The organism is Nonlabens xiamenensis, from assembly GCF_003865345.1.
Classification (GTDB): Bacteria; Bacteroidota; Bacteroidia; order Flavobacteriales; family Flavobacteriaceae; genus Nonlabens; species Nonlabens xiamenensis.
Genome location: NZ_RMVE01000001.1, coordinates 309,817 through 325,481, shown reverse-complemented (window position 1 = coordinate 325,481; position 15,665 = coordinate 309,817). Strand labels below are relative to the sequence as shown.

14 protein-coding genes are annotated in these 15,665 nt (G+C 42.8%); 7 read left to right on the top strand and 7 right to left on the bottom strand.

The features are described from left to right. Genes EGM47_RS01500 through tsaB form a run of 5 tightly spaced genes read left to right on the top strand, consistent with a single transcriptional unit; the run spans position 1 to position 5,816 of the window. A complete protein-coding gene (locus tag EGM47_RS01500) occupies positions 1-1,260 on the top strand; it encodes an ABC transporter permease (protein WP_124978998.1) in 1,260 nt (419 codons plus the stop codon). Between the two features lie 22 nt (positions 1,261-1,282). Continuing rightward, entirely contained in the window at positions 1,283-2,461 is a 1,179-nt protein-coding gene (locus EGM47_RS01495) for an efflux RND transporter periplasmic adaptor subunit (protein ID WP_124978997.1), read from the top strand. Between the two features lie 53 nt (positions 2,462-2,514). After that, entirely contained in the window at positions 2,515-3,849 is a 1,335-nt protein-coding gene (locus EGM47_RS01490; protein WP_124978996.1) for a TolC family protein, read from the top strand. A 7-nt stretch (positions 3,850-3,856) separates the two neighbouring features. Continuing rightward, positions 3,857-5,131, top strand: a complete 1,275-nt coding sequence (locus EGM47_RS01485) for an efflux RND transporter periplasmic adaptor subunit (RefSeq protein ID WP_124978995.1) — start codon at positions 3,857-3,859, stop codon at positions 5,129-5,131. A gap of 1 nt (position 5,132) precedes the next feature. After that, the gene (tsaB, locus tag EGM47_RS01480) at positions 5,133-5,816 is read left to right on the top strand and encodes a tRNA (adenosine(37)-N6)-threonylcarbamoyltransferase complex dimerization subunit type 1 TsaB (protein ID WP_124978994.1); all 684 of its coding nucleotides are present in this window, start codon (positions 5,133-5,135) and stop codon (positions 5,814-5,816) included. Between the two features lie 3 nt (positions 5,817-5,819). Here the strand turns inward: tsaB and EGM47_RS01475 are convergent, their stop codons facing one another. Both EGM47_RS01475 and EGM47_RS01470 read right to left on the bottom strand, forming a co-directional pair. Then, positions 5,820-6,020, bottom strand: coding sequence for a dodecin family protein (locus EGM47_RS01475; RefSeq protein ID WP_124978993.1), 201 nt, complete (start codon positions 6,018-6,020; stop codon positions 5,820-5,822). Between the two features lie 42 nt (positions 6,021-6,062). After that, on the bottom strand, positions 6,063-6,977 hold the full coding sequence (locus EGM47_RS01470) for a NifU family protein (protein WP_124979652.1): 915 nt from the start codon (positions 6,975-6,977) through the stop codon (positions 6,063-6,065). Between the two features lie 338 nt (positions 6,978-7,315). On the opposite strand from EGM47_RS01470, the gene EGM47_RS01465 reads away from it, so the two are divergent. Further along, complete coding sequence (locus tag EGM47_RS01465; RefSeq protein WP_124978992.1) at positions 7,316-8,317, top strand: PorP/SprF family type IX secretion system membrane protein; 1,002 nt, start codon at positions 7,316-7,318, stop codon at positions 8,315-8,317. 162 nt (positions 8,318-8,479) lie between these two features. Next, a complete protein-coding gene (locus tag EGM47_RS01460; protein ID WP_124978991.1) occupies positions 8,480-9,019 on the top strand; it encodes an RNA methyltransferase in 540 nt (179 codons plus the stop codon). 43 nt (positions 9,020-9,062) lie between these two features. Here the strand turns inward: EGM47_RS01460 and EGM47_RS01455 are convergent, their stop codons facing one another. The 5 genes from EGM47_RS01455 to EGM47_RS01435 form a co-directional block, all read right to left on the bottom strand. Further along, positions 9,063-10,844 (bottom strand): MutS-related protein, encoded by a 1,782-nt coding sequence (locus EGM47_RS01455; RefSeq protein WP_124978990.1) that lies wholly within the window; start codon positions 10,842-10,844, stop codon positions 9,063-9,065. Position 10,845: 1 nt separating this feature from the next. Beyond that, a complete protein-coding gene (locus tag EGM47_RS01450) occupies positions 10,846-11,214 on the bottom strand; it encodes an MmcQ/YjbR family DNA-binding protein (protein WP_124978989.1) in 369 nt (122 codons plus the stop codon). After that, complete coding sequence (locus EGM47_RS01445; RefSeq protein WP_124978988.1) at positions 11,214-11,834, bottom strand: DUF4230 domain-containing protein; 621 nt, start codon at positions 11,832-11,834, stop codon at positions 11,214-11,216. The genes EGM47_RS01450 and EGM47_RS01445 overlap by 1 nt, the downstream gene beginning before the upstream one ends. Before the next feature lie 94 nt (positions 11,835-11,928). Beyond that, positions 11,929-12,672: a cyclase family protein gene (locus EGM47_RS01440; RefSeq protein WP_124978987.1), complete on the bottom strand. Its 744-nt coding sequence runs from the start codon at positions 12,670-12,672 to the stop codon at positions 11,929-11,931. A gap of 82 nt (positions 12,673-12,754) precedes the next feature. Then, complete coding sequence (locus EGM47_RS01435) at positions 12,755-15,592, bottom strand: VPS10 domain-containing protein (RefSeq protein WP_124978986.1); 2,838 nt, start codon at positions 15,590-15,592, stop codon at positions 12,755-12,757. Positions 15,593-15,665: the final 73 nt, after the last annotated feature.

Genomic DNA, 15,665 nt, shown 5'->3' with positions numbered 1-15,665 from the left:
ATGTTTAACCGAGACCGGTGGAATGAAATAATACAGGCGCTTACCGCCAATAAACTCAGGACGTTTCTGACGGCATTCGGGGTGTTTTGGGGTATTCTGATTTTGGTATTATTACTGGCCTTGACCAATGGTTTACGTACAGGTGTTACCATGGAATTTGCCAATCAGGCCACCAACACTATGTTTATGTGGGGTCAAAGTACCTCTATGCCTTATAAAGGATTGAACAAAGGAAGACGGGTACAATTCAAAATTGCTGATGTAGGTGTTTTAAAAGAAAAGATGCCCCAACTTAAATATGTATCACCTCGATTGCAGTTGGGAGGTTACAATGGCTCTAACAATGTAACAAGACAGGAAAAAACTGGCGCTTTTCAAGTATATGGGGATTATCCAGAGTTTATCAACCAGCGGTATATGGATATTCTTAAGGGTCGATGGCTTAATTATTCTGATATTCAAAAAGAAATGAAAAATGCCGTGATCGGTACAGATGTGGTTAAGCAACTTTATGATATCGGAGAAGAACCGATTGGGACCTATATACAAATCCAAGGAGTGAATTTCAAAGTAGTCGGTGTTTTCGAAAACCCCAATACCCAGGGAAATAATGAGGAAGAAGCCAACACTATTTTCATTCCGTTTTCCTCCTTTGCCAGAGCTTTTAACTCGGGAGATAATGTAGGTTGGATGGCCATCACTGCCTACGATGAATACAGTATTACTGATATCAAGCCTGCTGTTTTTGCGATCATGCGAGAACAACGCACCGTACATCCAGATGACCAGCGAGCTATAGGTAACTTTGATCTGGCCGAGCGCCTGGCTAAACTTACCGGCTTGTTTAGCGTTTTGAGTTTGGTGGGTTATGTAGTGGGTGCATTGGTATTGCTTTCTGGTGGAATTGGTATTAGTAATATCATGCTAATCGTGGTCAAGGAACGCACCAATGAGATCGGAGTAAGACGAGCGCTGGGAGCCACACCCTGGACCATTAAAAAGCAAATTTTACAAGAGTCTTTGGTGTTAACCATCATATCTGGTCTCGCGGGAATAGCTGTAGCTGCTGGAGTAATATGGCTCATGAATTATTTATTGGATCAATCAGGACCTGTAGAAAACTTTGCCAATCCTACGGTCAACATCGTTGTCATCGGGATTGCCTTAGTTATATTGATCATTGCCGGACTGCTGGCAGGGTTTATCCCTGCTTCCAGAGCCACACAAATGAAGCCGGTAGACGCTTTAAGAACAGAATAAAACAAACTTTTAGGATTATTACATGAAACGCACAACTACCATTATTACATTGCTGATTATTGTATTACTGGCTGCCATTGGTATCTGGTATATTTGGGTGAAGGATCAGGAGGATCCTCAAACCTATGAAACAGAGCTGCCTTCTCAGCAAAGTATCATTAAGGAAACCGTAGCTACTGGAAGCATTGTTCCTAAAGAGGAAGTCAGTATCAAACCTAATATTTCTGGTGTGATTGATAAAGTCCTGGTGGAAGCAGGAGACTATGTTGAAGCTGGTGATCTCATTGCCGAGATCAAGGTAGTTCCCAACGTGAGCTCACTCACCAGTGCAAAAAACAGTATTGCCAGCCAGCGTACGGCTGTGGAAACCGCTAAATTGGCGCTAGACAACCAACAAGATATCTATGAACGCCAAAAAGAACTATTCAATAAAGGTGTGATTGCTGCCAATGAATTTGATCTGGCCCAAAACACATACAACAATGCTGTTCAACGCTACAAACAGGAGCAGGTCAATCTTAACAGTGCCTTACAGAATTATGACATCGTCAGGACGGGTACCACTTCTGGCCTGGGAGAATATGCAAACACCAATGTGCGTGCCACTGTATCAGGCATGGTGCTAGACGTTCCGGTCAAGGAAGGAAATCAAGTTATCGAAGCCAATAATTTCAACGAGGGAACTCCTATTGCCGTAATCGCTGATGTCAATAAAATGATCTTTGAAGGAAAGGTAGACGAGAGCGAAGTCGGAAAAATAAAAGAAGGACTTTCCCTACTTATCACGGTGGGTGCTTATGACAATGAGAAATTTGATGCCACTTTGGATTACATCGCCCCTAAAGGTGTGGCCGAAAATGGAGCTATTCAATTTGCCATAAAAGGCACGTTAAACAATAAAGAAAAAGATTCTACCGCCTCATTTATCAGAGCAGGTTTAAGCGCCAACGCCAGCATTATTCTAGATAAGGTAGACAGCGTCTTGGCGATCAAGGAAGCGCTTGTTCAATACGAACCCAAAACCAAAAAGCCATTTGTAGAAGTCGCTACAGGCGATCAGGAATTTGAAAAACGGGAAGTCGAATTGGGCTTGAGTGACGGTATCTACGTTCAGGTACTTAATGGTATCTCAAAAGACGATAAAATCAAAGTCTGGAATCCGCTGAAGGCTCCTCAAAACAGAGGCGGTTACGGTGGTTAATTTTTTTCTGTAACAAATTCCCAATCAAATCTACATATAGACACGATCCGATTATGAATAAGATATATTTTACTCTTTTAACGCTGTTGGGTATCGCTTTCGCGAAAGCACAGACACAAAAAGTTTGGACACTGCAAGAATGCGTCGAATATGCGCTGGATAACAACATCAGCATCAAACTGGCCGAATTACAGGTAGAAAATGTGGCTATTGATAAAAAAGACGCTATCGGTAATTTTATACCCTCCCTCAATGGTAGAGCTACTTTTGCCTCTAACACAGGAGCCAACATTGACCCGGTAACCAATGAATTTATCAATACCACTTTCTTTTCCATTACACCGGGAATCAGTTCCAACCTGAGGTTATTTGATGGATTGGCCAATTTTAAACAATTACAACGTGCAAAATTGAGTGCTGTACTCAGTAAATATCAATTGGACCAGCAGGAAAATGATATTCTTGTGTTGGTGGCCAACAACTATCTGCAGGTCTTACTGGCCAAGGAGAATTTACAAACCTTGCTCAACCAACATGAAATCACTGAATTGAGTATCCAAAACACCCAACAATTGGTAGATGCGGGTAGTTTACCCAGAGGTGATTTGCTGGAAATCAAGGCCACTTATGCCAACGAAGAACAGCAAATCGTAGGGGCCAGAAATAATATCAATATTACTTTGATCAATTTAGCCCAATCTTTGAATATCTCGGCTTACGAGAATTTTGACATCATGGTACCTGAATTGGACAATCCAGATGATGGTATTTTGATGAATTCGGCTGCCAATATTGCTGAAAAAGCGGTAGAGGATCGCCCAGAAATTAAAATTGCGGACCAAAATATCGAGATTGCCGAAAAAGATCTGGAATTAGCCAAAGCAGCAAGATTCCCGACCATCGATGGCTTTTTTAATTATAACACCCGATATTCTGACAATGACTTCTTCAACAGGACGCTCAGGGAACAGTTCTACCTGAATGATGGATATTCAGTTGGCGTCCAGTTGTCTGTACCCATCCTCAATGGGTTCCAGGTGTCCAACAATATTGCCAGGAATAAAATCAATATTGAGAACCAAAGGCTGCAACGCGAGCAGACCTTACAAAATCTTGAGGCTACTATTTTTCAGGTTCATAACGATGCCAGGGCAGCACGTGCCAGATATGAGGCAGCATTAGAAACTGTTACGGCCAGGGAATTGGCTTTCCAATACGCCCAGGATCGCTATGATGTGGGCTTAATGAATGCTTTTGATTACAATCAATCACAAACCCAGTTACTCAATGCCAGGGTCAATGTCAACCAAGCCAAATACGATTTCATCTTCCAGCTGAAGATATTGGAAATCTATTTTGGTGTGGATCCCTCTGAATTAAAACTATAGAATCATCATGAAGAAAACGCTGATCATCATTTTCTCTATCATCGCTGTACTTATCCTGGGCTATTTTGCATTTAGCTTTCTTTTGGGACAAAAGGACGAGGGGATAAAAGTAGATGTGATGGAAGTCACTACAATGGATGTGACCGAAATGGTAAGCGCAACCGGAAAAATCAAGCCAGAGGTAGAAGTTAGTATATCTCCAGAGGTACCAGGTGAGATTATTGAATTACCGATCAAGGAAGGTCAATCCGTTGAAAAAGGAGACCTATTGGTCAAGATCAATCCCGATTTGCTACAATCTAGTGTTAGCCGTTCCAGGGCCGGGCTTTCTAATGCCCGAGCCAATTTTGAGCAAGCCAAAGCCACTTTGACAGAGGCAAGGGTCAATTTTCAACGCACCAAAGCCCTTTTTGAAAAAGGAGTAGTGTCACAATCAGAACTCGATACCAGTACCGCCGCCTTTGAGCGTGCCAAAGCTCAGGAGCGATCGGCCTTCTTTAACGTACAAAGTGCAGGTGCAACGGTTAATGAGGCTACAGATAACTTGGGACGTACCAATATTTATGCGCCCATGTCCGGAACAGTATCTCTGCTTGCGGTAGAATTGGGAGAAAGGGTTGTTGGTACGCAGCAGATGGCAGGTACCGAGTTGCTGCGGGTGGCAGATCTATCTCAAATGGAGGTAGAAGTAGATGTCAATGAAAATGATATTGTAAAAATCGAGGTAGGGGATGAAGCGATCGTAGAAGTAGATGCCTATCTAAAAAGAGAATTCAAAGGTCAAGTCACTGAAATTGCCAATACAGCCACTGGTCAGTTGAGTGCAGACCAAGTCACCAACTTTAAAGTAAAGGTGCGTATTCTCCCAAATAGTTATACTGAATTACTGGAAGGCAAGAGCGACAGTTATAGTCCGTTTAAGCCTGGAATGACAGCCACGGTGGACATCATTACCAAACAGAAGAAAGATGTTGTGGCTGTGCCTATCAGTTCTATCGTCGTCAAAAGTGATACTACAGAAAGTAAAAAACGCACTGCACTGGCCGTAGGGACAGAAAATTTTGAGTGTGTTTATTTGGAAAAAAACGGGAAAGCAAAACTACGAGTGGTACAAACTGGTATCCAGGATAGTAAAAACATCGTCATTACCTCTGGACTCGAACCAGGGGACAAAATTATTACTGGTCCGTACAATATCGTGACCAATAAGTTGAAATCTGGCCAGAAAGTAAGTCCAAAAACGGACGGATCTGCTATTTTTAAGAGCGAGAAAACGGAATAATATGGGGTTAATCCTATGTGTGGAAACCAGTTCTACCAATTGCTCAGTGGCTTTGGCTAGTGAAAATGGTGGCTACAATAATGATGTTGAAGTTGTCCATGTTCTGGACCTTATTGAGGACCAAAGTGAGGGCTATAGCCATGGAGAACGTTTACATGTTTTTATTGAAGAATTACTTCAGCGCAATGGAGTCTCGACGTCAGATTTGGACGCTATTGCAGTCAGTGCAGGTCCAGGATCCTATACAGGATTACGCATAGGCGTAGCGGCTGTCAAAGGCATGTGTTATGCGCTTGATGTTCCTATGATCGCTATCAGTACCCTTGAATCGCTCACCAGACAATCTAAATCGTTGAGTGCTTACATTATTCCTATGTTGGATGCAAGGCGTATGGAAGTTTATTCAGCTGTTTTTAAAGAAAGGACACAGGTAGAAGGGCCAGCCGCAGTTATTTTGGATGAGCATAGTTATGCCCGCTTTCGCGAAAGCGGAAAAATCACATTCATTGGCACTGGAGTTGAAAAGTTTAAACCCCTGTTGGGTCATGAGGAACACGAATACATCCAGGCAAAACCTAGCGCTTTGACACTTTGCGATCTGGCAATGGAAAAGTTCAAAAAAAGCGACTTTGTAGATGTCGCTTATTTTGAACCTTATTACTTAAAAGAATTTAAGGCAGGTTGATCCTTACTTGACTTCAAAGGTGATTTTGGCATTGACGCGATATTCAGATATCTTACCATCCTTTACCTGAGCACTTTGTTCATTGATGTATACAGATTTGATATTTTGAACGCTCTTGCTGGCATGGGCCAAAGCGTTTTTTGCGGCATCTTCCCAGCTTGTATCACTGTTTGCCAACACTTCAATTACTTTTAAAACGGCCATAATTTTTTGATTTTAAGATTAGAAATCTTAAGATACAAAAAATCAACCATTCAGTGCCACCACAGAATTAATTTTCCCAGGAATCATGTCCTTGAGCATGGTTTCGATTCCGTTTTTAAGCGTCATGGTTGATGAAGGACAACCGCTACAAGCGCCTTGAAGAATCACCCTGACCTCACCCTTCTCTTCTTCATAGCCTTCAAATACAATGTTTCCCCCATCACTGGCCACGGCAGGCTTGATATATTCATCCAGGATTTCCACGATTTTTTGGGATACATCATCCAAGTCTTCACGTTGAGGTGCCGTGGGTGATGTGGTTTGATCCATGGTGATTGCTTTGCTTTCGTATCGGCTTTCACCTATTTGTACTCCTTGAGCAAGTGCCTCACGAATAAATGATCGTACTTCCTGTGTGACTTCTTCCCAGGTGACTACTTCGTGTTTTTGAATGGAGATATAATTTTCATCCACGTAAAATTCCTTGATAAAAGGAAATTGGTACAATTGTCGTGCTAGGCTGTTATCCTCTGTATCCGCAATACTTTTAAACTCTTTGCTTTGCACCGTCAGCTTTTTATTGGCCACAAACTTCATCGCATTAGGGTTGGGGGTAGCTTCGGCATAAACGGTAACCGGCACTTGTTTGTTTGCCTCTTGGGACTCACTAATCAAAGCAGCCCCTGAATTGAGATAGTTTTCTATTTGGTCGGCGACCTCTTGCTGCACATCCTCCCAGGTCACGATATCATAACGTTCGATGGCCACAAAATTTTGGGCCATATAAACGGTCTTCACAAAAGGAAGGTAAAAAAGTTGTTGGGCCAGGGGTGAAGGTTTGGCCTCATCTATATTTTTAAACTCGTAAGAGTTGTTGCGAATCAAAAACTGATTGCTTTCAAATTTTAGGATCGCTTCATTATTAGTGGGAGTGATCTTGATCTCGTGCTTTTCCATGCTCATATGAACTTCATGCAAAGATACGTGGATGTGTTTTCACACCCTAATCGATTCTGTCAATCGGTGTAGTGTTTGATTCAATGGGTGAATGGTAATCAGCCGTTTGATCGGTCCTTTAGAGTCTGAACATATTCTGTTATTAATGATTTTCTAGAACAAAAATTTATATATTTGGTGCCCTTGGTATCAAACTATCGTGCTGATGGACGCCTACAGAGACACCAACAATTGGAATAACAGCCCCAAGATGTTGTGAAGGTGTATTTATCCAGAAAGTGAGGTAGCAATAAAACAAATTCAGTGTTGTGAACGTTGAATTGTTAGACAGAAAACACATGAAAAAACTATTCATTTTGCTGGCCATTGCCCTAGGTAGCCAGTTTACTTTTGCCCAAGAGGGCGTTCCCGTTTATATAGATTACCTGACCGACAATTATTATTTGCTCCACCCATCCATGGCAGGAGCCGCTGCTTGTGGTAAAATCAGGGGTACGGTGAGACAACAATGGTTTGATCAGGCTGATGCTCCAAACTTACAAACTTTGAGTTTTAATACTGGAGTAGGTGAGAACAGTGGAATTGGTGCTATTCTTTTTAATGATAAAAATGGGTATCATTCCCAAACAGGAGCTTATCTATCATACGCATATCACTTGCAGATTGGTGGTGGGTATGAGGATCTTAATCGCCTTTCTTTTGGTATGAATGTAGGATTAGTGCAGAGTCGTCTTGATGAATCAGATTTTGATTTAAGCGATTTTGACCCAATAATCACAGGAGTACTGCGTTCAGACTCCTATTTTAATGTGGATATTGGGGCTTCCTATTTTTATAAGGAATTCTATGCGCATTTCACGGTCAAGAATGCCATTTTCCAAAATAGAGAAATCTACTCCGAAGGTTTCGAAAGTACCAACCAGCGCAGATATATTGCTACTTTGGGTTATCTTTTTGCCCCACGCAACAGTGACTGGCAATTTGAACCTTCTGTTTTATATCAACGTACTGATCGCACCGAAGAGCAATTTATGGACGTTAATGCAAAAGCTTATTACGACCTTAATGAGAATAGTGTATTGTACATGGGTCTTTCTTATCGTCAAAGCTTTGATGGTGCTGAGTACCTGGATGGAAATAGTGTTCAAGAGCAAAATTTGTCCCTGCTTTCTCCGCTCGTAGGAATTAAATACAAGGAGTTCACATTTGGATATAACTACAGTTACCAATTTGGCGACATTAACTTCAGTAATGGAGGTTTTCACCAGATCACCCTGGGAATCGATTTCTTGTGTAGAGAGGATCGTTGGAGCTGTAACTGTCCGGCAGTCAATCTTTAATCGAAAATATTTATCAAAAAAAAGGACCACCATCAGGTCCTTTTTTTGTTTATGATCATTAAGGAACCTCCATTGGTTAGTGCCACTAGGTTTTATTCAGCAGATTCCTGGAACCCCAACGCGCTTTGATATCTTTGTCCGGGAATTAGAACCCACGTAGGTATGAGAAAATTACGCAATGACGAGTTGGACCGTCTTTCTTCTGACCGCTTTCGCGAAAGCGATAAAACCCCATTGACCATCGTATTGGACAATGTACGCAGTCTAAATAACATTGGTTCCGTGTTCCGTACGGCTGATGCTTATAGAGTGGAAAAAATCTATCTATGTGGCATCACTGCCCAACCGCCGCACAAAGACATCAGAAAGACGGCGCTTGGAGCCACTGAGAGTGTGGCCTGGGAATATGTGGAAGATACCTTGGAAGCGGTTGAATTACTTCAGCAACAAGGATATATTACCTGCGCAATTGAACAAGCCGAAGCGTCCTCTAATCTTTATGATTTTCCTGCCAAAAAGAACCAATCTATAGCTGTTATTTTAGGAAACGAGGTCAAAGGCGTGCAACAAGAAGTCGTCAGTGCCTGCGATCATGTGATTGAACTCGACCAATTTGGGACCAAACACAGCTTGAATATTTCAGTTTGTGCCGGTATAGTAATCTATGACCTATTTAATAAAATCTCACCGCTCCGTGAGTGATGTAACATGTGGCCAAGGAATTTTCTAACAAGCTGAGGCTACGTCAGTCCTCATCTACAATCCCCATCTTGCGCAACAGAAAACTGGCGTTCATGTTGGTAGCAACACCTTCTTTAAATGTGTAATCAAAGGTCAATTCGTCATCAGTGATATCAGCATCAAAGTAGTAATTACTGATGCTTGTGTATTCATCCGCTACCTGGGTCAAACTCAGGTCGTGGGTCGCGATGATGCCTGTGGCTTTTTTCTGAGAAAGCTTTTGTATCAATTTGCGCGAGCCATTTGCCTTGTCCTGACTGTTGGTTCCTTTAAGGATCTCGTCCAACACAATAAAATAACGATCTGCTTCCATCTTGTCCACGATATATTTCAACCGGGTGAGTTCGCTGAAAAAATAGGATGCCTCGTCAGTCAATGAATCACTGGTACGCATGCTGGTAATCAATTTGATCGGCGCATAAGCACAGGATTTGGCGGCAACGGGAAGTCCTAAATTTGCCATTAAAATCTGCATGGATACGGTTCGCAAAAAAGTGCTTTTTCCAGCCATATTGGCTCCAGTTATGATAAAAAATTCACCTGCTTTGATACGTATATTGTTCCCTACAGATTTTGCTGGATCCAGTAAAGGGTGATGTGCCTGGAGGGCGTTCAATTGGAATTCACCCGGCTGAATTGTCGGGAATACATAGGCAGGGTGATTAAAAGCAAAATTAGCCAGTGAGGACAGCGCATCAATTTCACTTACAACTTCCATCCAGTCTGCGATATGCTCTGCATTGTCCTGTATCCATGACTCAATACAGTATACCTGTTTTAAATCCCATAAACCCAAACCATTGGCCAACGTACCAAACAGCAAGTTGTTACGTTGGTCCAACCTCGAAATAGCCTTAGATAACCTAAAAAGCCGATCTGAGGCAGCTAGCCCATCGGTAAGAATCATGTGTTGGAGATTCTTGAGTTGTTGAGTGTGAAATTCTTCTTTTTCAATGGCAAGGATCAACTGACCATACTGTCCAAAAAACGATTCCAAATCACCGATTTTAGTAGAAAAAGCATTGATGCGTTTAAGGTAGCGACCTGTAATTGCCAGTCCGCCGAAAAATACACCAGCAAAAATGTAACCGCTGATTAGGTCCAGCGCATAACAGGTTCCAGTAGCCACAGCCAATCCAAACCAGACCCACCCGAACCAGTCAAAAATAGTTGGGACAAAAGACTTATAATTCAACAGTTCATCTAACAAAGAATTGGGGTTTTGAGTTTGGTCCATCAAACTGGCCGTTGCCCAAAATTTCTGTCTGAAATCCACCTTGCCAGCCAGTTCGTCCACCGCCTGCTGCTTTTCTGGTATATGCTCAGTATGGTTACTGGTCAGCTTTCGCGAAAGCGTCGCTACACCCGCTGTGGTTTTACTCCGATTGAGGTATTGAAACAGAGAGCCTTTACCAAATAAGTCGATATCTCTACTATATTCGTGCTGGTCTTCTAAAAATTCCCTGCCGTCGGGCAGATGATGAAAGTTTCTATCCAGTATTTGTATTTCTAACTCATTCTGCTCTTGAAGGGCCGCTGCAAAGGCTTTTTGTTTTTTTAAATCCTCGTGTCTGGATACCAGGTAGAGAAATCCGGCAAAGGAACAAAGTGCCAGGAATACGGCAAATTGCCAATAGGACCATAACAGATAGACCCCTAGGATGCCTAACAAAAAAACGCCCAATCGAATCGTGCTAGACCATCGTAACCGATTTTGTAGCTGGATGAGATGCTCATGATATTGATCCCTTCTGTTGAGGTAAAAACTGTGAAGATCTGATGTCAAATTAAAGTTGGTTTAAAGATTCTTTGTCCTTTCGTGACAGTTTAGCAACGACCTGTTCGTAGCTGTGGTCAATCCAGTGGCAAATTTCCTCTGGTGACATATCCTTATCACAATAGACGGTGTTCCAGTATTTTTTGCTCATGTGGAAGCCCCCAGAAACTGTGCCTTGATATTCTTCACGCAAGTCGATGGCTTTTTCAGGGTCACATTTGAGATTGATAAATTTTTCTCCTTTTTCCCATTTTTCAAGTCCAGCCAGGCAAAACATCTTTCCCATGACTTTAAACACCAAAGTGTGTTGGTCAAAGGGGAAAGATTCACTGCTGCCTTTTTTGGAAAGGCAATAAGTTCTGACGGCATCAATTTCCATTAGGCTTGCAGTTTGTGAGAGTCCAATGGTGCATCTAGGACCAATGCATTGTAATCCAATTTCCAACCTATGGTATCGGCCAGTCCTTCCATCATTTTAATCGCGAGAATTGCTTCTTTTCGGGCCTGTTCCATGAGTCCGCTTTCTGGAATTTTATCAATGATATGCTGCTTGGCATTGCGGGTGACTTCGGTGAGGTCGTCGCTGGTAAAATAATTAGCCCAGCCCTCTGACTTGTCGTAATAGCTAAAATCTGTTTCAATGCTCATCACTTGTGGTTGAGGGAAATTCATGAGCCTGATGGTTTTGGTATCAGGATCACTTTCCATTTCGATCTTGGTTAAATCAAAACCTATATGGGCTTTGGCATTGATCAAAATGATGGCCTTTTTCTTGCCCAGCAGGAAATTGGCAATCTTATCTTTCACATTTTGGTAATGATAGATTTCAGAAAAATCTCCTTCCACGGTGATGAACTTGCATACCGAGCGTATTTTTTCCATCAGCACTACGCTCTGTTCACGGGTATTTTCAGACTTCCCGTTTTTTACAAAAAACTTAAAGGCAAAAAATGAAACCACAGCGCCCAGTGCCAATCCCAGAAAGAACAAAATATCCATACGGTAAAAGTACAATTTATCGGAATGTCAGCCTAGACTGGGGATGAAGACCTTAATTCTGGCAAAACTAATTCCAGTGATGTTTGATTACATTTTATTGCTGCAGTAAACGATATAAAACTGGTCTGGAAGGAGCGGCATCATTCTCTATGGGAGCGATTTGTAAATCCATCATAAACAAGCCGTCTTCTATCTCATCAGGCACATAAACCAATTCGGTGATGGTGGCATTAAGTCGTGGCGCTTCCTGGAGGTTCCAAAATGCCTTATGGGCCAATAGCGCCCCATCGTCTTTTTCCTTATCCACACTGGGGAGGTCGATAAGAAAGTGTTGGATACCGCTTTCGCGAAAGCGGTGCATCAAGCCTTCGTCCACATAGGGGGGATTGGTATTGGAATAGTTGCGTTGACGTTTTTCTTGCGTATTCGGTAAGGTGCGCAGAACTACTGCTTCTACCGCATTTTCCAATTCAGGTATCAATTCCTGGGTAATTACGAGGTCTTCTCCTTGGCGATTTGGGGTTACCGTGATCAATTGCGTCTTAAAAAAGCTTTTTTTCAAGGCATTATTGACGCTGTGGAACTGCTCAGTAATATGTCCCAAGCATTCGGTATGGGTTCCATGACTATGCGGATTAAAATGAATATTGTTGAAGTTGGTTGAGCCTCCCAAGGCCACTTTGCCTACATAACCATCCACTTCTACATGTTTGATTGCTGGCTGTTCAATATACCATGCACCGACTCCGCCTTGGTCTTGAATGGCAAGGCTGATGTCCAAAGGCTGGGACAGGTCGATCCTTACCTCTTCATGTGCTAGTTGGATGCTTGTTATCATAACTGGATTTGTATTCCTGTAGTTGGTTTTACATCCGGCCAAAAGCAAGCAAGCGAATGTAGTGATCCTGATCCATCTCATTCTATTCCACAAGCAATTCCTGGCTATTGCTCCCAGAATTACCGCTGATTTTGATGGTATAAGTGCCTTCCGGTAAGTAGTATTTACCATTTTCTGCTTTTTTAGGTCGTTTATCCTTGTCAAAATGCTTCAGTGCGTAGTTGCCTACACTGCCGTCATAAGTATAGTAATTTAAGCCCGCATCGCTGAGCGTGGCAAGTTCCTGCAAGGTCTTACCTTCCTCATTCAACACTTCGATCTTGACTTTTCCGGCCAGTGGGGTGTGGTAAACCAATTGAATCTTTGGTTCAGGTCCATCACTCCACATAAATCCTTTGTTGCCATACCTGGTAGAAGACCTGATTTTTTCCACAGGTCCCAAGGCCAGTCCCTTTTTATCCATTAATGTTAACGCGTCTAGATTGGCGCTGTAAATTGAACGACCGTGGGTTCCAATCAATAGATCATTGGCTTCTGGCTGTATCTTGATGTCGTGTACGGCTACTGGGGGCATTCCCTTGTCCATTAGCGCCCATGTCGATCCCTGATCACGACTGACGTATGTGGCATTATCAGTACCCACAAAAAGAATCTGTTCGTTGCTTGGGTGCTCTGCTATCACGTTGACTGGCATCGCAGGCAAGTTGGTACCCAAACGTGTCCATGTTGCGCCATAGTCTTCGCTTTTATAGATGTAGGGCGCAAAGTCATCCCAGCGGTAGCCGTTTAAGGTTAAATAAACACGCGATTTCTTGTGAGATGAAGCGAGGATACGACTTACCCAGAGATTGGCTGGCCATCCACCGTTTAAGGGTTGCCAGCTCGCACCTGAATCCCTTGTGATGTGAACCAAGCCGTCGTCTGATCCTGTATAGATCAAACCAAATTCAAAGGTTGACTCACTGACGCTGGTCAGCGTGCCATAGGCCACATTTCCTTTCTTTCCGCCTTGGGTAAGATCGGGTGAAATTGTACTCCAATCTTCTCCCTGATTCATGGATCGGTGTAACTTATTACCACCAAGGTAAAGTATGTCTTGATTGTGCGAACTCAACAAAATCGGAGTTTGCCAGTTGAATCTGTATGGGGATTCTCCCAACTCATGTTTGGGTTGGATATACTTGCGATCTCCGGTTTCACGATTGATCCGATAGTAGTTCCCAAATTGATATCCTGTATAGACTATATTACTATTCCGGTTGTCGATTTGGATTTGCATGCCGTCTCCACCCATGATGCTTTGCCATGGGTATTGACCAGATTGATGCCAGGCACGATCCTCCCGTGCATTATGTGCGCCGACCCAAACCCCATTGTCTTGTAAACCTCCGTAAACACGATAAGGCTTTTCTAGGTCATAATTGATGGCGTAAAACTGGCCCACACTGGGTGAATTATTCTTTATCCAGGTAGCGCCATCGTCATAGGAGATATTAAGACCACCGTCATTACCATTGATCAGGTGGCCAGACCTTTGCGGATTGACCCAAAGGGCGTGGTGGTCTGCGTGTACGTTTTCTCGAGAGATGCTTTCCCAGGTTTTACCAGCATCAGCCGACTTGATGATAGGTACCCCCATGACATATACTTTATTGACATCATTTGGGTCTACCCTTACTTGAGCAAAGTAATATCCGTAGCTGTAAAACACATCATCGATTTGACCTTCATGGGTTTTGGTCCAGGTACTTCCACCGTCCTTGGAAACATACAATTCTGCTCCCTTGACAGGCGTGTCAAAAAGTTGGGTATTGGCGTCTTCTAAGTATTTGGCAACATCCATGGGAGTGGCTTCACCAGCTCTCACCATATTTTTAATATTTTCAGCCCGGTATTTTTCCTGAAACCCATTGCGTTTAAGGAACTTATTTAGTTTGTTATTGTCCAACTTTAGAAAAGCCTCTTTGGACATGGTCTTAAAGTCATCTTTGGTTAAGTCCTGATTATCTTTGTCATCTTGGTCCCCTGATTTTTCCCTTCTGAATTGGGAATCATGGATTGCATATACCGTATTGGCATCATAAACAGCCAGTCCGATACGTCCTACACCTTCTCCAGTGGGGAACCCACTGTTGGGAGTGCTTATTTTTGTCCAGCTATCTCCGCCGTCCGTACTTTTATAAATTGCGCTGGCTGGACCGTTACCGTCAAAGTTCCAAGCTTTTCTGTCCTTTTCCCAGCTAGAGGTATATAAAGTTTTAAAATCTCCAGGAGTGGAAGCCAAATCTATAAAGCCAGCTTCATCAGATGCAAAAAGTGTCTTTTTCCAACTTTGTCCACCGTCTTTTGTAACGTAGATGCCGCGTGCGTTGCTTTTTGAATACAATGGGCCCGTAACGGCTACCACCACGTGATCTGGATTGGAGGGGTTGATCAAGATGCGACCTATATGTTGACTTTCCGTAAGCATGGGCTTGCTCCAGGTTTTCCCCCAATCTGTTGATTTCAAAATTCCGATTCCTGCATAACTGCTGCGGCTGGAATTGTTTTCTCCTGTACCAACCCAGATGGTACGGGACTTCCAATCAACAGCAATATCTCCTAGATTGATGGTTTCGGCCTGATCCATGATGGGCGTCAAGCTGGTAGCGTTATTGGAGGTATGCCAGAGTCCGCCGCTGGCATAGGCTACGAGCATTTCTGTAGGATCCTGTGGATTCACCGCAACGTCCACCACCCTTCCTGACATTACGGTAGGCCCTATGTTTTGAAACTCTAAATTCTTAAATGGAGATTTCTGGGATAAATTTTGCTTTTTTTCGAGACCGTCCAACACCTGGTCCATCGGTGTGGCCGAAGGAATCTGAGCCAGAGTCATCGTAGAATAAGCCAATAGAAATAGAAGGGATATTTTTTTCATCTTGGTTCTGAAATTTGGTGCTTAAAGATAAGGTGTTTGGGATGGAACTTTGTTTTGACCCAAAATAAATCAC